The organism is Larkinella insperata (assembly GCF_026248825.1).
Lineage (GTDB): Bacteria > Bacteroidota > Bacteroidia > Cytophagales > Spirosomataceae > Larkinella > Larkinella insperata.
This window is the reverse complement of the sequence record NZ_CP110973.1, coordinates 6,043,410-6,059,712: the sequence shown is the minus strand read 5'-3', so window position 1 is coordinate 6,059,712 and position 16,303 is coordinate 6,043,410. Positions and strand designations below refer to the sequence as shown.

Below are 16,303 nucleotides of genomic sequence, written 5' to 3'. Positions count from 1 at the left end.
AAAAGACGCCAGAGTGGAACCGGGCCAATCGAAATTGGTAGATAAGCAAACGTCGTAAGCAGGGGAAGAGAACGGATGGAGTCTTCCCCGGTTTGCTTTATGGGCTAGGCCAGAGGCATTATTTTCCGGCCGGAGGATTGATCATGATGTGGGCGCGGTGGGTGCCGGGATCCATAATCCAGGGCATACCCGGCGATTCGGGTTTTAGCGGCAGGCCAGTGCTTTCGGCGGTGGCGTAGGGAATGTACACCACGTAGCGCAGATAGCCATTTTTAACATCACCTGTGGTGGCATTGAAGCTGGAATCCGGCGCCGAATAAACAAACAGTGTCGAGGGTTGCTTGGGCATTTTCCACTTGCCGGCTTTTTCTTCTTCTTCCCGAATTTTCATGACCTCACCCGCGGATTTTCCCTGCTTTTTCAACTCCCGGCCGCGGGCCATAAACGGTTCCAGATCCTTGTGGTAACACGATACACTCAAGCCTTTTTGGGCGGGGTCATCCGCCAGGCAGACGTATTCATTGGTGCCTTTGCGCAGGATAATAAATTCATTTTTGCCGGAATACCCGTAAACGGTCGCGCCGTCTCGTTTGTCGGCTGGAGCGGCCAGAACAGCCGTTTTGATCTGAAGATCGGGGGTAGGGGCCGTAGTTTGGGCAAACACCGACGTGGCGCAGCAACCGGCCAGAAGCAGCAGCGTAAACTTTTTCATGGGTTATAGGGGAAGGATAAGGGGCCGTTGGCTGGTCACCCGTCTTCCGCCTTAAAGGTAGAAAAAAGCAGGGACCGACCAACGGTTTTGGGCACAGATTAATGGTGGTGACCACCGGGTCCGTGTACGTGTTTATGCATAACTTCTTCCTGGGTTGCCTCCCGGACTTCGACAACTTCCACGTCGAAGTTCAGCTCCTGACCGGCCAGCGGGTGGTTGGCATCGATCGTTACCTGATCGGCTCCAACTTCCGTAACCGTTACAACCTGGCCCTGATTGGTTTGAAACTGCATACCCACCTGCACGGGTTGACCGCCGAATGCGCTTTTGGGAACGTCCTGAATCATTTGCGGGTCGCGGACGCCGTAGCCTTCTTCGGGCGCAACCTTAATCTGGAATTTATCGCCGGGCGCTTTACCGTCCAGACCGTTTTCCATGCCCGGGATGAGGTTGCCCTCACCGTGTAGATAATATAGTGGATCGCGTCCTTCGCTGGAATCGAGAACATTGCCGTCGTTGTCGCGCAGGGTGTAGTGAATGCCGGCAACTTTGTGTTTTGAAATTTGCATGGTAATGAAATTGGATAAAGAACAAAGGTGACACTTTTTTTAAAGGATGCAATGGCTCGCCCGGTCTACGCTAAGATTACCGGTCTGTTTTGGTCAAGAACAAAATATTCAACAAGCCCCTCCCGTTAGTCCCTCAACATCATGACAACAATTCCGGACGAATTGTGTTAAAAGATGTCGGAATTATCTCAACGTTTTTATCTACCTAACCATTCTAAGTATGAAGAAGAAAGCACTTTTCGCCCTGGCGCTAGGGCTGCTGATGGGAGCCAGTGAAACCGTCTGGGCACAGACCGTCCAGGATTCCACCTCGCGGACGAATTCAACCGCGAATCCCGCCACAACCACCCCGCAATCGGGGGTTCTGGGAAGCAGTACCTCGGTTTCCACCCAAAGCAACACGAACGCCTACGGGCCGATGGGAACCGGTCGGGAGTCGCGGGGCGGCATGAAACCAGGGGGATCAACGGGCCGGGATCTGGCCATCAGTGCGGCCAAATCAGCCGAACACACCGTGCTGTTTCGGGCGCTGCGGGTATCGGGTCTGTCGGAACAGGCCGCCGGAAAAGGGCCTTACACGGTTTTTGCGCCAACGAACGAAGCGTTTGATAAACTGCCCGCCGGAACCCTCGACGGTTTGTTGCAGCCTGCTGCCAAGTCGAAGCTGGTGAAGTTGCTGTCGTACCACGTTGTTAAAGGCAATTATGCCTCCGATCAGCTACAGGATGGTCAGAAGCTGAAAACCGTCACTGGGGGAACGCTCACGGTCGGCAAACAGGGGGACGCTATCACCATCACTGATGAGCAAGGCAATTCCGCCACCGTCAACCGGGCTGATCTGGAAGCCACCAACGGCACCATTCACTCCATCGACACGGTCCTGATGCCAAAAGGGAAATAAGGTTAAGAGTTAAGAGTTAAGAGTGATGAGTTGAAAATTCGCGTTGCGAAAGTAACTCATCACTCTTAACTTTTAACTCTTACCTACAATAGGGGTTATCCTTTCCGGTTGGCCCGGCCGCGTTCGGGGTATTTTTCGATAATCCGGTCAATTTCTTTAGGCAGTTGACTGGCAATCCGGGTTGGTTCGTTGATGGCATTTTCGACCGCCCCCCGCCAGACGAGCTTCCGGGTTTTAGTATCCACCATATCCACCACTACAGTTCCCTCCGTGTATTGTTCCTGCCGCGTCTGATTGCCGCCCCAGCCCCACCAGGCCGGTCCCCAGCCGCGCCAGCCCCAGCGGCCCCAGCCCATGTAAGGGCCATAGTAGGGATAAGGGTCACTGACGGTTCGGGTTTTCTTTTCAACAAAAAAGTGGTAGCCGATCAGTAAATCCGGGTCGGAGTCGTTCCGCTTCAAGCCTTTTTCGGCCAGTTTCTCGTCAACCGTATTTTCGACGTTCTGGGTTGCCAGTTGATTATAGTACACCGGATTTTGGCCTGCTTTTACATCCGAATCCATCCAGGCGTAGGTTTTATACTTATTGAAATTGGTCTTTGAGTTGTAGTCCACTGCAACACGCGAACAACTGCAGATGAGCAGGACCCATCCGGTAAGCATCAATACTTTCTTCATGACGTTGAGTTTGTTGATAGTTTCTATTTCAACCGATCCCACATCGTATTGTTCCTGCCTACGGCGAAAACAATTAGGAAAAGGCTCCGATGTGCCGAAAGCAGAAATACCGAAATGGCGTCTGCGATAAACTACAGTGTCTCAGGCGTTGGGGCTGGTTGGAGGAGTACGGCAAACCTAGGAGCGGACGGTGGTTTTGTAGCCGTTCAAACCGTAGAACAGGATGTAGACGTAGCAGGCAATGGGCAGGAGAAACGCCACGGGCCAGCTAAACCGGTCGATCAGGAGGCCCTGTCCAAACGGAACCACGGCCCCGCCGGTGATGGCCGTGGCCAGCCAGCCCGACGCCCGGTCGGTCAGCCGTCCCAGACCCTGAACCGACAACGAGAAAAGAATGGCAAACATCACGGAGTTGCACAGGCCGACGGCGATCATCGTCCAGACTGCCACATAGCCCGTCGCAGCGATCGAAACCGTTACCAGCGTTATCGCCAGAACGGCGCAAACAGACAGCATGGTGGATGCTTTAACCGATTTCAACAGAAACGCGCCCGCAAAACGACCAATCAGCATACTGCCCCAGTAAAATGCCACCAGTGGGTTGGCTTCTTTTTCGGATATGCTCAGCGTATCGGCGATGTAATTAGTAAGAAACGTACCGATGGCGACTTCCGCCCCCACGTAGCAAAAGATTCCCCAGACGCCCAACCGCAGGTTCCGAAAGCTGAACACCCGGTTGCGGGCCGAATCCGGCAGGGCTTCGGAGTTGGCACCGGCTTTCAAAACCGGCAGCCGGAGCCGCCCCAGCACCAGAGCAATTGTGGCCAGCAAGGCGGCTATGCCGAGGTACGGATAGCGAATGGCATCGCTGGAAGCACTGGCCAGCGGGGCCAGAATGAAAACCGCCCCGAACAGCGGAGCAACCGTTGTTCCCACAGAACCCACCCCCTGAATGAGCGTCAGCCGGGCCGACGCCGTTTGGGCCGGACCCAGGATGGTGATGTAGGGATTTGCGGCCACCTGAAGCAAGACAATCCCGATGGCAATAACGAACAGAGCCGCCAGAAACAGGGCGTACTGGTGCAGGGCCGAAGCCGGATAAAACAGCACGGCCCCCAAAGCCGCAACGGCAAACCCCAGCACCATCCCCGTTTTGTACCCCAGGCGCTCCACAATTTTTCCGGCCGGAATCGACATAATACCGTAAGTCAGGAAAAAGTAAAACTGCACCAGCGACGACTGGGCGTAGTTCAGGTTGAAACCTTTTTTGAAAAAAGGAACTAGGGTGTCGTTCAGGCAGGTAATAAACCCCATCATAAAATACAGCACCGCCAGTGACGCAAGCGCGGGCGTATAGTTGGGCCGGACACCGTCGGGAACTTCAGCCAGATCGGTAGGTTGAGTAGGTAGATTGGCCATTCGGTTGGGCAGTTCTCGGGGTTAGTGGGTTATAGCGGGCTGATTTGCAAGGGTGTCCAGCGTTTTCCAGCCCTGATACAACCCGCGCGGAATGTGAAAACAGCCCTTCCATTTGCCACCTTTCAGCGGCAGCAGAACTTCCCCCCGGCGGTTGAGGTACCCAAACCATTCGCCGTTTTCCGGGTCCGGGAAGTGCTTCCAGGTGTAGTCGTGTACTTTTTCAAACCACTGCCAGCAGCGCCCATCACCCGTGTGCTGGAAGCCTTTGAGCAAACTGACGAGCGTTTCAACGTGAACCCACCAGAGTTTCTGGTCCCATTCGAGCTGCTGGGGCGGGTGGCCGTTGGCGTCCATGAAATACAGAAGTCCCCCGAAATCCGCATCCCAGGCATACTCCAGGGTCTGAAGCGTGATCTGAACGGCGCGGTCGAGCAGCGCGCGGTCGTTGCGCCGAACGGCCAGGTCCATGATAAACCACATGGCTTCAATGGCGTGGCCGGGATTCAGAAGCCGCCCTTCGAACGAATCCGAAACCTGCCCGTCGGGGGTGACATTCTCCCGAATCAGGCCGAGCGCCGGATCATAAAATACGTTCATCACTTCGTGGATGCATTCGTCGATGGTTTGTTCAACGAGTGCGTTGTCCAGCAGGTGTTCAATTTCCAGCGCCAGGTTGCAGAGAATCATCGGCAGGGCAAAATTCTTCAGCGGGCGCGTTCCGGCCACGGCTTTGCTCCAGCGACCTTTGGGATTGTTGCGCCGGGACAGAATCTGCCGGAATGTCGACTCGGCCAGGTTCGCCTGTTCGTCGCTGCCCGTCGCCAGGGAAAGTTGTCCGAAGGCCATTGTGGCAAAACAGTCGGAGAAAATGTTGTACGGCTGAATTAGCGGCTGCCCGTCGCGCGTCAGCGAGAAGTACCAGCTGCCGTCGTCGGCCCGGCCAAACCGCTGCAGAAATTCCGCGCCGTGCCGGGATACGTCGAGCCAGTCGGGTCGCTGTTCAACGCGGTTGTAGAGCATGGCGAAGGTCCAGACCTGACGGGCCTGCAACCAGATGAATTTATCGGTATCGTAGACCTGACCGGTGCGGTCCAGGCAGGTGAAAAAGCCGCCTTTTTCGCGGTCGAGGGAGTGGTTTTGCCAGAAGGGAATTACGTCGTTGAGCAGCGCATCCCGGTACAGCGAAGCGTAGGTGTCAGCCGAATTCATGCGGGGTAGGGTACGGTTCTAGCGTTCCAGCCAGTCGTACGAAAAGTAAGAAAAATTAATCAGAGTGTAATCATCGCGCTCATATAAAAGCCCGATCATGTTATTTGAAATCACGACCAGGTCCGAATAGGCCGACGATCCGCGGCAGATTTCCTGACCCGCCGACCAGGTTTTTCCGTCGTCGGCGCTGACCCGTACCGTCAGCTTCTCGCGCCGGGTTGTGCTGTTCGGATTGGCAAACAGCAGCACGGCTTTCCCGGCGGGTGTTCGGTAGTTGATCAGGGAGCCCTGACAAACCGGGTCGGGCAGGGCGGTGGCCACCGTCGTCGGTTGCCAGCTTTCGCCCGCGTTCGGGGAGCGGGCCAGCAGCCGGTTTTTTACGTCGCCCGACTGGTTTCGGATGTTCATCAGCACACCGCCGTCGGTGGTTTCGGCTGCGGTGCTTTCGTTGCCGCCGGGGTAATCGATGGTGGGGCTCAGCTTCCAGGTCTGGCCGTGGTCGTCGGAGTAAAAGCCGTGGGCCTGGTAATCCCGAAACTGCGGCTTGGGCGGTCCGGAGGAATGGTTGGCGGCCACAAAAATCCGGCCCCGGTGTTTTCCCCGGCTGAGTTGCCGGGCGTGGCCGGGCGTGTTGGCGTACGAGCGCCAGTCTTCCGCAAACCGGTACGCCGGATTGGCCTCGGGCTTGTTCGGGCGGTTTACCTGCGGGGTGATGTTCACGGCGTCGGACCAGGTCTGTCCGCCGTCGGTGCTGGTTTTGTACCAAACGTCCCGGATCGCTTTGCCGTTGCGCACTTCGTTTTCGGAAGCCGTGCCGGTGTTATAAAGCAGAAAAAGCCGTCCGTTGGGGTAGCGGGTGTCGGTCAGGTCAAAAACCGGGGCGGGGTTGCCCGCCTGATTGGGGCCGAAGTCCACGACCTGGGTTGGCGTTCCCCAGGTTTTCCCGCCGTCCCGGCTTTTTCGCAGCACAATATCTACATCGCCAAAATCACCGCAGTTGGTCCGGCGACCCTCCGTAAAGGCCAGCAGGCTCCCATCCGGGGCCTGCACAATGGCCGGAATCCGGTAACACTGGTAGCCATTTTCCCCGTTGCGAAAAACGGTTACTTCACCCGGCGGAGGGGCGGTTTCGGTCGGTTGGCCCGCCAGCAGACCCCAAACCGACAGGAACGACAGGAGCATCATGGGTGATCAGAACAAGCGTTGAAAACGGTTTTCAAAATGGTTGCGCACGGCGTTGCGGAACGTCTTGGGTTCCTCAAAACCGTTCCGCAATATGCATTAAAACCGTTTGAAAAGATGCAGCACCGCCTAAGAAACCGGCGGCCGGCCCGTTTCAGAATACCGATCCAGGACTTTCCTGCGCTGCCAGAACCGCAGCAGTCCCAGGAGTAAAATCAGAACGCCGGTGGGAATAAAGACGATGAAAACCGTGCGCAGCCAGGGGGTTTCCAGGTACTGGCTAAAGCCGGTTCCGCTGATGATCAGCGCCAGCGCGGTTCGGACGTAAGCCAGCAGCGTACGCTCGTTGGCCAGTCGCGTGCGGTCGGCGGCCAGGATTTCGGTGAGCGTGAGCGTTGTTTTAGGGGATAATTCCGATGATTTCATACCAATATAACACGGAGCAGACCAGAAAGTCCTTCCAGGTTGATGAAGCGGCCAGCCGTAAGCCCGGTCAGGACCCGCTAGTCGGTATTTAAACCTTTGGAGAAGCCGTCGGTTAGGTAGATGTTCCAGCGCCCGTTTCCCGTTCCGGAGAGCGGTTTTTGGAGACCAGTCAATCATCAATCAACCAATCATGAAGTCAAGTACCGCGCGTTTGTTAACGCCGTTGGCGGGTGTTCTGCTGACGGCTTCTCTGTCCATCGCCCAGGAAGGCAACAAGGAAGTGATCGCCCAGGAAATGGAAGGGCACATCTTCCGTCCCAAACAATTACAGGCGACCCCGGCCAACGTGGCGCAGCTTACTGTACCAGCGGGGTTTACCATCCATAAATTTGCGGAAGGGCTGGGGAAGCCCCGGATGATGGCGGTGGGGGCCAATGGCTCCGTGTACGTGACCGACCGGGAAGCCGGAACCGTAACGCTGCTGCAGGATAAAAACAAAGACGGCAAGGCCGAGGTGGTCAAAACCGTTGCCCGCCGGAAAAACATGCACGGCATTACAATCCGCGATAACAAGCTGTACCTGATTACTGTCAACGAGGTGTACACGGCCGCCATCAAACCCGACGGAACGCTGGGCAGTCTGCAGGAAATCATGAAAGGGCTGCCTGATGGCGGGCAGCATGGCAACCGGACGCTGCATTTTGGGCCGGACGGGATGCTTTACGTTTCGATAGGCAGCACATGCAACGCCTGCAAGGAAACCAGCGGGGAGAGTGCCACCATGATTCAGGCAAAAGCCGACGGCAGCCGTCGACGGATTTACGCCAAAGGGTTGCGCAACACCATTGGATTCGACTGGCACCCGCAAACCAAAGAACTTTGGGGATTCGATCACGGCATCGACTGGCTGGGCGACGATGAGCAGAAGGAAGAACTCAACCGCATCACCGACGGGGCCGATTACGGCTGGCCTTACGTCTACGCCGATGGGAAGTTTGAGATGCACTTCGATCCCCAGGGCATGACGCACGAAGAATACGCCCGCAAAACCACCAAACCCGTGTTGCTCTACGATGCCCACGCAGCTCCCATGTCTATGCTGTTTTACACCGGATCGCAGTTTCCGGCCGACTACCGGGGGGATGCGCTGGTGACGATGCACGGTTCCTGGAACCGCGCCAAACCTTCGGGGTACAAAATTGTCCGGGTGCGCTTTGAGCAAGGCCAGCCCAAGCAGATTGAGGATTTTGTCACCGGTTTTCTGACCGATAACCAGCGGGGGCAGTTTGCCCGGGTTTGCGGACTGGCGCAGATGCCCGACGGTTCGCTGCTCGTGGCGGAAGATGCCACCGGGGTGGTCTATCAGGTACGTTACAACCCGAAATAAGCCGTCTGATGATTGAAAGCACCAGGGGCGACCCGCCCCTGGTGCTTTCAATCATCAGTTCTAGCGTTCGTTTAGCTCGGAATGGCGGATTTGTCCATGACCTGAAGCACATCCTTGGTCGGAACCTTCTGACCGGTTTTTGCCGCCTTGAAAATGGCTTCAATCAGCTGCACATCCCGCATACCCATTTCGCCGGGAACCGTGGTGGGAGTATTCGTCAGGATGCAGTTCGCAAAAGCGTCCATCTGGCGGGCCTGCTGCGGCACATTCTCAATGTCCATCTTGCCTTTGCTGGTTTTGCCTTCCAGTCCGGCGTAGGCGTAGGCCGGTGACAACTCAAACCAGCCGTTGGCAGCTTCGGCCCGGAGCTGATTGTATTTATCGTTGAAGCTGGTTCGGCATTCGGCTACGGTGCCATCGGCGAAATACAGGCTAAAATCCATGCCTTCTTCTACCTTGCTGAACTTTTCGGGATCGGTCACCGGGTGTAGTTTGGCGGAGACGGCAATGGGAATCTGCCCCTTCGTATAAATGGCTCCCTGCAAACAGTAAATACCGACATCGCGGAGCGGCCCCCCGCCACCGATGCCTTTTCCGAGCCGCCAGAGGTTTTCGGCGTCCTGCACCTGACCGTTGTGGGCAATGATCCGGTTGACTTTTCCAAAGACTTCTTTCTGGCCCAGGCGCATCATCTCCTGATTGTGCGGTTCGAAGTGCAGCCGGTAACCGATCGACAACTGGCGGTTGGCTTGCTTGCAGGCGTCAATCATTTGCTGGCACTCCTCCGCATTCATGGCCATCGGCTTCTCGCAAATCACGTGTTTCCCGGCTTTGGCGGCCCGGGTGGTGTATTCGGCGTGCATCGAGTTGGGCAAAACAACGTAAACGATATCGATGTCGGGGTTATCGGCAATCTGGTCGAACGTCTTGTAATCGTAGACGTTTTTGTCGGGTATGTTGTATTTCTTTTTCCACTTTTCGGCTTTCTCGGGTGTGCTGGTCACGATTCCGGCCAACCGGCAGTTGACGGTTTTTTCCAGAGCCGGGGCCAGTTCGCCTTCGCTGTATTGGCCGAGTCCGACCAGCGCAATGCCCAGTTTGCGTTCCGCACCGGTTTTGGTGGTTTCCGAACTGGCTTCTTCGGCCTTCGATTCACCGCTTTTGCCCTGACAACTCTGCAGGGCCAGGGAGCCGACGGCGGGCGCCATGAAGGCAGCCGCTCCTAACTGGTGGATAAAATGACGACGTGAAAAAAAAGGATATTTCATAACAGCGTTGAAATGGATTTACAAAAGGATGCTGAAGCAATGATAGTTATAGGCTGTAACCCGCAGAAAAGGCAAATGTTCGGATCAGCTGGCATCGGAAAAGCCAACAGCCCGCGCCCCGGCACTTCCCAAAACAGGCATTGCTGGGGAAGGTGCCGACCTTTGACTCAACCAAACCGAACCATGACGGGTCGGTTTTTTGGTTCACAAACCGAAATTTAACATTGGCGTTACCCGCCGGATTGTCGTTTCCTGTACATTTACCCCTTTGCTTTGTCGTATTTTACCCGGCAACGGCTACAAAGATTGAGTATCTTTCCGTAACCCGACCAACCGTTTTGTACCATGTGGCTTACCCGCTTTTTTCGTCTGACGCTCTCGTTTAGTGTGATCGCATCCGTCTGCCAGGCGCAGCTGTTTGACCGTAACCTGATTGGTCACCGGGGCGGGGTGGTCGATAGCACCCATACCGAAAACGGCCTTTCGGCCCTGCGGGAAGCGGCCCGGCGCGGCTACTGGATGGTCGAACTCGATATGCGGCTCACGAAAGACAGCGTACTGATTGCCCAGCACGACAAAACGTTGACCCGCTTCTACGGCCAGCCCGGCACCGTCGGCCAGACCCGCTGGCAGGACATGGCCGGGCTGGTGAGTAACGTCGATCAAAACACCCCGCAGACACTGGAGCGCATGTTGCAGGAATGCCAGGAGCAGAATTTGCAGGTTATGCTTGACAACAAGATCGAAGGGCTCGATACGCTGTTGTTTGCCCGGGTGGTGGCCCTGCTTCGCCAGTACAAGTTGCAGGAAAAGGCCCTGATGATTGGCACGGATGAGTCGACGCCCTATTTCACCGGCAAAGTGAAGCTGAGCTGTACCCGGCAGCAACTGGAAGAAAACATGAAAAAGCCGGGCTACCGGGCTGCTCATTATTTTCTTTTTGAAGGCCCCAAAACCCTCACGCAGGAGTCGGTGCAGTGGGCCCGTCGCCACGGAATCATGGTGGTGGCTGCCATTAACAAATGGGCCTATCAACGGGTGCCCGACTTAATGGAAGTGGCAAAAAAGGACATCCGTCGGTTGAAATCGTACGGTATTCAGTATGTTCAGATCGATTCCGAGTTTGATCCGTTCTTTCAGCGCTAGCCGGAACCGGGAGTGTCACCGGAAATTGACGACCTGAAAAACTCTGACTAAATCACCGTATATTGCAACCAAAGCGTACGACCTGACCACCGTAGGGCCGGCAACCAATGCATTGATGACTGAGCGTAATGAAGAAGCCGTGTGGCTCGCATTCCGGGGGGGCAGCGAAACGGCCTTCACCGAAATTTACAACGCGTACTTTAAGGTGTTGTATCACTACGGCTACCACATTGCCAGCGACGAAAACCTGGTCAAAGACTGCATTCAGAACCTGTTTATCGAACTTTGGAAAAGTCGTCAGAACTTATCCGCCACCACCTCCATCAAGTTTTATCTCTTCCGGGCCATGCGCCGGAAGCTCTACCAGACCGTCCGGCGGGATAAGCCCCTGCTCTCGATTGACCCGCTTACCGACACGTACGACACAGAAGTCAACTTCTCACCCGAGTTCAATCTCATCGCGTCGGAGATTTCCGCCCAGCAGCGGCAACAGATTGAGCAGGCCATCAACCGGCTGTCGAACCGACAAAAGGAAGCCATTACCCTGCTTTACATCGAAGGACTTTCGTACGCCGAAATCTCGGAGATCATGACCCTTAAGGTCCGGACCGTCTACAACCTGGTGCACACGGCTCTCGAAAATCTGCGAGCGTATTTGAACCAGCCCGCCACCGCCATCTGGCTGACCGTTGGGTACCTGCTGTATCCCTGATTCGGCGGCCCATTCGGCTTTTTACCTAAATTTTTAAAAATTTTAAGAAAAGGCTGGTAAAACCGGTCCTGAATCGCCATTGCTCTTTGGGAAGGGGAGTACCGGACCAGATTGTCCGTCCGTTCCCCTGAAAAAAGCATGAAGTACAATCATTACAAGGCCGGGGATTTTGCGGCAGAAGAGTCTTTTATTGCGTGGGTCCGGCAGTCCGACCCGGACCATCAGGCGTTCTGGGAAAGCTGGGTAAACGAGCATCCCGAAAAAGCGGGGGAGGTGGCGCTGGCCAGACAGTTGCTTTCGCTTTGGCAGATAACACAACCCGCTCCGGCACCGGACGCCATGACCGAGGTGTGGCAGGCCATCCAGGGCGGTTGTCAGGAAACCGTCCGCGAAGCGGTAGCCCTCGGAAGAAGAACGTTCTGGCAGTCGTACGGACGATGGGCCGCCGTTTTTCTGGGCACGCTCCTGGTGGTAGCCACGGCGGTCTGGCTGGTCGACGCGCTACAAACCACGCGTTACGCAACGGCTGAGGGCGAAACCCGCACGGTGCAACTGCCGGATGGGTCTACGGTGGTGCTGAACGCGAATTCGGCCATTTCATTCGCGAAACAGTGGCCGCCCGATCAGCCCCGTGAAATTGCGCTGAAGGGCCAGGCTTTCTTCTCGGTTCGGCATCTGACCAGCCACCAGAAGTTTGTCGTTCAGACCTCGGATGGTGTGCGGGTGGAGGTGCTGGGCACCACGTTTACCGTAGCCAGAGAGAAAACCAAAACGCGGGTGGTCTTGAATACCGGCAAGGTGGGGCTGTACGTCAAAAACCGCACCCAGCCGCTGCTGATGAAACCGGGCGAGATGGTGGAGGTTTCGAAAGACGAACAGCGCAAGATTGTCCGGCGGCAGGTCCGGCCCGAAGTCTACAGCGCCTGGAAAGACCACCAGTTTATTTTTGACAACACATCCCTGGAAGAAATCGCCGACCTGATTGAAAGCAATTTTGGCTATTCGGTGGAGTTTTCCGACCCCGTCCTGAAAAAGAACACCATGACCATCAAGGCGCTGAACCGCGACCTGGATTTGCTGCTCAACGTGCTGGCGGAAACCCACGACCTAAAAATTACGCGTCAGAAAAACCGTATTCTGTTGAGTCCTAAACCGCTGCCGTAATCCCTAATAACCCACTTCACTCACCACCTATGATTCACAAAGTACGCATTCCGTGGCATCGTAGTCCGCTCGGGCTCGTTCCACTTCTTTGTTGTAGTTTGCTGACCACGGCACCGGCGGAAGCCCAGATGCTGGCGGTACACAAATCCGCTGTTCTGGCGCAGCGAGCAAAACCGACTCTGCTGGCAAAAGACGCTCTGAAGGCGCTGGAAGTCAAGTACAACGTCACCTTTGGCTACGCACCCAACGCCCTGGATCAGGTGTACGTCTCCTCGGATCAGTGGGCGCAGGCTGGTTCGCTCAAGTCGGCCCTGGAAGTCTTGCTGACGCCCCTGAAGCTGACGTATCGGCAGGTCAAAAAAGACGTCTTCATTGTAAAGCCGCTGAAAACCAGTAAAGCCGCTACGACGGCATCGGTGGGAAACTGGCTGGATGGGACCCTTGGTCAGTCCTTGCTGACGACGGCGGGGGAGGGCGTTTCCCAGATTCGCTCCGTGGCTTTTGTGGTCAAGGGACGGGTTACCGACGAGAAAGGCGAAGGAGTGCCGGGCGCCAGCATTGTTCTGAAAGGAACCACCACGGGAACCGCCACGGACGCTACCGGTGCCTACACGTTGTCCATTCCGGACGGTTCCGGTACGCTGGTGGTTTCGTTCATCGGTTACGTGACGCAGGAAGTACCGGTCGGCAATCAGGCCACCATCAACATCACCCTGAAAACCGATACGCAGGTGCTGAGTGAAGTGGTGGTAGTTGGCTACGGTACGCAGGAAAAGAAAGACGTAACGGGTTCGGTGGCCGAAATTAAAGGGGCCGATATTCAGAACCTGCCTTCGGGTGGGGCGCAGCAGGCGCTTCAGGGCAGGGCCGCCGGGGTCAACGTCGTGCGGAATGGGGGCGCGCCGGGCAATGCCGGTTCCATCCGGATCCGGGGGCTGGGAACGGTCAACAACGCCGATCCGCTGATCGTGATCGACGGGGTTCCGGCCAGCAGCATCAACGATGTTAATCCCAATGATATTGAGTCGATTGACGTGTTGAAAGACGCGTCTTCGTCGGCCATCTACGGAACGCGGGCGGCCAACGGGGTAGTGATCATCACCACGAAACGGGGCAAGTTTGACAACCCGCTGAGCGTGTCGGTGAACGGCTACGTCGGCGTGTCCGACCGCATCAAAATCCTGCCCGTGCTGGATGCGCCGACGCTGACCAGTCTGAAACAGGAAGCCTACCGCAACGACGGTTTAGACGTTCCGGCCATCTGGCAGGATTCGCGGTACCAGACCCAGCGCACCAATTGGCAGGATGCCCTGTTTCGCCAGGGAACCACCCAGAACTACGACGTAGCGCTGCGGGGCGGGGGTAAATATTCCTCGTTTTCGATTTCGGGCGGTTACTTCAACGAAGACGGGATCATCGGCAAATCGTATTACAAACGCTACACGTTCCGGGTCAACTCCGACCACAAAATCGGCGAACGGATCCGGATCGGGCAGAATTTTCAGTTTACGAACACCAACGACAACGCCCCCAACACCACGTCTTCGCAGACGGGGTTGCTCTGGAGCGCCATTCGGTTTCACCCCGGTCTGCCCATTTTCAACGCCGACGGCAGCTACAGTTCTACCAAAGGTATCGGCGCGTTCGGGGACATTAACAACCCCATTTATACCGTCGATACGCAGGATCAGAACACCGCCCGCAACCGTTTTCTGGGCAATGTATCCGGTGAGTACGAAATCCTGAAGGGCCTGAAAGCCCGGGCCAACGTCGCCATGGATGCTTCCTTTACGCAGGGCCGGACGTTTGACGTAAAAGTTACCGAGCAGTTCCGGACCAACTCGTTCAACCAGTTAACGCTCAACCACAGTCAGGCCTGGTCGTTTCTTCAGGAATATTTCCTGTCCTACGACCGGCAGTTTGGGCAAAGCAACCTGGGCGTAGTAGCCGGTTACACGTCTCAGACCTTCAACGGTATTTACTCGACGCAGCGGGGCCGCGATTTTGCCAGCGAAGACCCTACGTTGCGGTACCTGCAATACGCCGGAACCATCGTGTCGGTGGCCGGAGAAGACGGCGGCCGGAGCTACGACGCGCTGGCGTCCTGGTTCGGGCGGGCCAACTACTCGCTGAAAGACCGCTATCTGGCAACCGTCACGTTCCGGGCCGACGGATCGTCCCGTTTCGCACCGGGCAATCAGTGGGGTTATTTTCCGGCCTTTTCGCTCGGCTGGCGGTTGTCGGAGGAGCCATTTTTCAAGAAAGCCCTGCCCGCCGTCAGTAACCTGAAACTGACCGGTGGCTGGGGGCAGTTGGGGAACCAGAACATCGACCCGCTTCAGTACCTGGCCCTCATCAACCCGTCGTACCGCTACGCGTTCGGATCAGGAGGCACGCAGAATCAGGTGGCCGGATCGGCCCAGAGCCGCCTTCCAAACCTGAACATAGGGTGGGAAACCGCCGAGATGAGCAACTTCGGCCTGGAATCGGGCTTCCTGCAAAACCGCCTGTACTTTGCGGCCAGCTACTTCATCAAGGATACCAAGAAAATGCTGCTGTCTCCGCCCTCGGTCGGTACCATCGGTCTGGCCACTATTCCCGACCAGAACATTGGCGAAATGCGCAACCAGGGGCTTGAACTGGAAGCGTCGTACCGCAAAACGGTGGGCGAGTTTACCTTTACGGTCAGTGGAAACGCGACGTTTATCAAAAACAAAATCACGCGACTGGCCACGCCGGGTGGCTTTCTGGCGGGACAGCTCTACGGCCGGGGCCAGCAGGAGATTACGCGCACCTACGAAGGACAGCCCTACGGAACGTTTTACGGCTACGTGTCGGACGGTTTGTACCAGAACCAGGGACAGATTGACGCCGATCCGAACATTGCCAACGACACCCGCCGGACGCAGGGCCAGATTCTGCCCGGCGATGTGCGGTTTAAGGACCTGAACGGGGACGGCCTGATCGACGACCGTGACCGGACCATCCTGGGCAGTCCGCAGCCGAAAGTCAATTACGGTCTGAACGCGAGCATGGGCTACAAAGGCTTCGACCTGACCTTGTTTTTCCTGGGCGTAGGCGGGGTGGATGTATACAATGCCGACCGGATGCAGGGACTCGATGCCAGTTACTCCTTCAACCTGTACGCCGACGCGGCCAACCGCTGGAACGGCGAAAACACCAGCAACAGCATTCCGCGCGTAAGCATTGAAAACCCGAACCGCAACTTCCGGCCGTCGGACCTGTTCATCGAGCGGGGCGATTTTCTGCGGCTGAAAAACTTTGTGCTGGGGTACAGCCTGCCGAAAAACGTGGCGAAGGCCGTTCGGATGTCGCAGGCGCGGGTGTATGTAACGGGCCAGAACGTCTTTACGATTACCGGCTATTCCGGATTGAATCCGGAGCTGGGGTACGTCGGCGGTAACCGGGCCAATGGTGAATACACCCAACAGAACGTGGATTACGCCCAGTATCCGCAGGCCCGGACCTGGACCATCGGCGCTACGCTCACTTTCTAACTCATTTCGTTGA

At 56.4% G+C, this 16,303-nt stretch carries 14 protein-coding genes; 6 read left to right on the top strand and 8 right to left on the bottom strand.

All coding sequences use genetic code 11. The annotated features are described in order from the left end of the window. Positions 1-118: 118 nt before the first annotated feature. The gene (locus OQ371_RS24375; protein ID WP_265991034.1) at positions 119-712 is read right to left on the bottom strand and encodes a hypothetical protein; all 594 of its coding nucleotides are present in this window, start codon (positions 710-712) and stop codon (positions 119-121) included. A 98-nt stretch (positions 713-810) separates the two neighbouring features. Further along, the gene (locus tag OQ371_RS24370; protein ID WP_265991033.1) at positions 811-1,281 is read right to left on the bottom strand and encodes an FKBP-type peptidyl-prolyl cis-trans isomerase; all 471 of its coding nucleotides are present in this window, start codon (positions 1,279-1,281) and stop codon (positions 811-813) included. 220 nt (positions 1,282-1,501) lie between these two features. On the opposite strand from OQ371_RS24370, the gene OQ371_RS24365 reads away from it, so the two are divergent. After that, positions 1,502-2,182, top strand: a complete 681-nt coding sequence (locus OQ371_RS24365; protein ID WP_265991031.1) for a fasciclin domain-containing protein — start codon at positions 1,502-1,504, stop codon at positions 2,180-2,182. A 95-nt stretch (positions 2,183-2,277) separates the two neighbouring features. Here the strand turns inward: OQ371_RS24365 and OQ371_RS24360 are convergent, their stop codons facing one another. The 5 genes from OQ371_RS24360 to OQ371_RS24340 all read right to left on the bottom strand — a co-directional run bounded on the left by OQ371_RS24360 (position 2,278) and on the right by OQ371_RS24340 (position 7,095). Beyond that, positions 2,278-2,859 carry a DUF4136 domain-containing protein gene (locus tag OQ371_RS24360; protein WP_265991029.1) on the bottom strand — a complete coding sequence of 194 codons (582 nt, stop codon included), beginning with the start codon at positions 2,857-2,859 and terminating at the stop codon, positions 2,278-2,280. Positions 2,860-3,036: 177 nt separating this feature from the next. Beyond that, positions 3,037-4,278 (bottom strand): sugar MFS transporter, encoded by a 1,242-nt coding sequence (locus OQ371_RS24355; protein WP_265991027.1) that lies wholly within the window; start codon positions 4,276-4,278, stop codon positions 3,037-3,039. Between the two features lie 21 nt (positions 4,279-4,299). Continuing rightward, positions 4,300-5,487, bottom strand: coding sequence for a n-acyl-d-glucosamine 2-epimerase (locus OQ371_RS24350; protein ID WP_265991025.1), 1,188 nt, complete (start codon positions 5,485-5,487; stop codon positions 4,300-4,302). Positions 5,488-5,505: 18 nt separating this feature from the next. Further along, a complete protein-coding gene (locus tag OQ371_RS24345; RefSeq protein WP_265991024.1) occupies positions 5,506-6,672 on the bottom strand; it encodes a sialidase family protein in 1,167 nt (388 codons plus the stop codon). A 126-nt stretch (positions 6,673-6,798) separates the two neighbouring features. Beyond that, on the bottom strand, positions 6,799-7,095 hold the full coding sequence (locus tag OQ371_RS24340; RefSeq protein WP_265991022.1) for a DUF202 domain-containing protein: 297 nt from the start codon (positions 7,093-7,095) through the stop codon (positions 6,799-6,801). A gap of 190 nt (positions 7,096-7,285) precedes the next feature. Here OQ371_RS24340 and OQ371_RS24335 point away from each other — a divergent pair, with 190 nt between their 5' ends. After that, the gene (locus OQ371_RS24335; protein WP_265991021.1) at positions 7,286-8,482 is read left to right on the top strand and encodes a PQQ-dependent sugar dehydrogenase; all 1,197 of its coding nucleotides are present in this window, start codon (positions 7,286-7,288) and stop codon (positions 8,480-8,482) included. A gap of 71 nt (positions 8,483-8,553) precedes the next feature. On the opposite strand, the gene OQ371_RS24330 is transcribed toward OQ371_RS24335, so the two are convergent. Continuing rightward, complete coding sequence (locus OQ371_RS24330; RefSeq protein WP_265991020.1) at positions 8,554-9,750, bottom strand: Gfo/Idh/MocA family protein; 1,197 nt, start codon at positions 9,748-9,750, stop codon at positions 8,554-8,556. Positions 9,751-10,095: 345 nt separating this feature from the next. On the opposite strand from OQ371_RS24330, the gene OQ371_RS24325 reads away from it, so the two are divergent. The 4 genes from OQ371_RS24325 (at position 10,096) to OQ371_RS24310 (ending at position 16,290) form a co-directional block, all read left to right on the top strand. Beyond that, a complete protein-coding gene (locus tag OQ371_RS24325; protein ID WP_265991018.1) occupies positions 10,096-10,896 on the top strand; it encodes a glycerophosphodiester phosphodiesterase in 801 nt (266 codons plus the stop codon). Between the two features lie 115 nt (positions 10,897-11,011). Further along, positions 11,012-11,608, top strand: a complete 597-nt coding sequence (locus tag OQ371_RS24320; protein ID WP_265991016.1) for an RNA polymerase sigma factor — start codon at positions 11,012-11,014, stop codon at positions 11,606-11,608. Between the two features lie 138 nt (positions 11,609-11,746). Then, positions 11,747-12,772, top strand: coding sequence for a FecR family protein (locus OQ371_RS24315; RefSeq protein WP_265991014.1), 1,026 nt, complete (start codon positions 11,747-11,749; stop codon positions 12,770-12,772). A gap of 29 nt (positions 12,773-12,801) precedes the next feature. Then, positions 12,802-16,290 (top strand): SusC/RagA family TonB-linked outer membrane protein, encoded by a 3,489-nt coding sequence (locus OQ371_RS24310; RefSeq protein ID WP_265991013.1) that lies wholly within the window; start codon positions 12,802-12,804, stop codon positions 16,288-16,290. Positions 16,291-16,303: the final 13 nt, after the last annotated feature.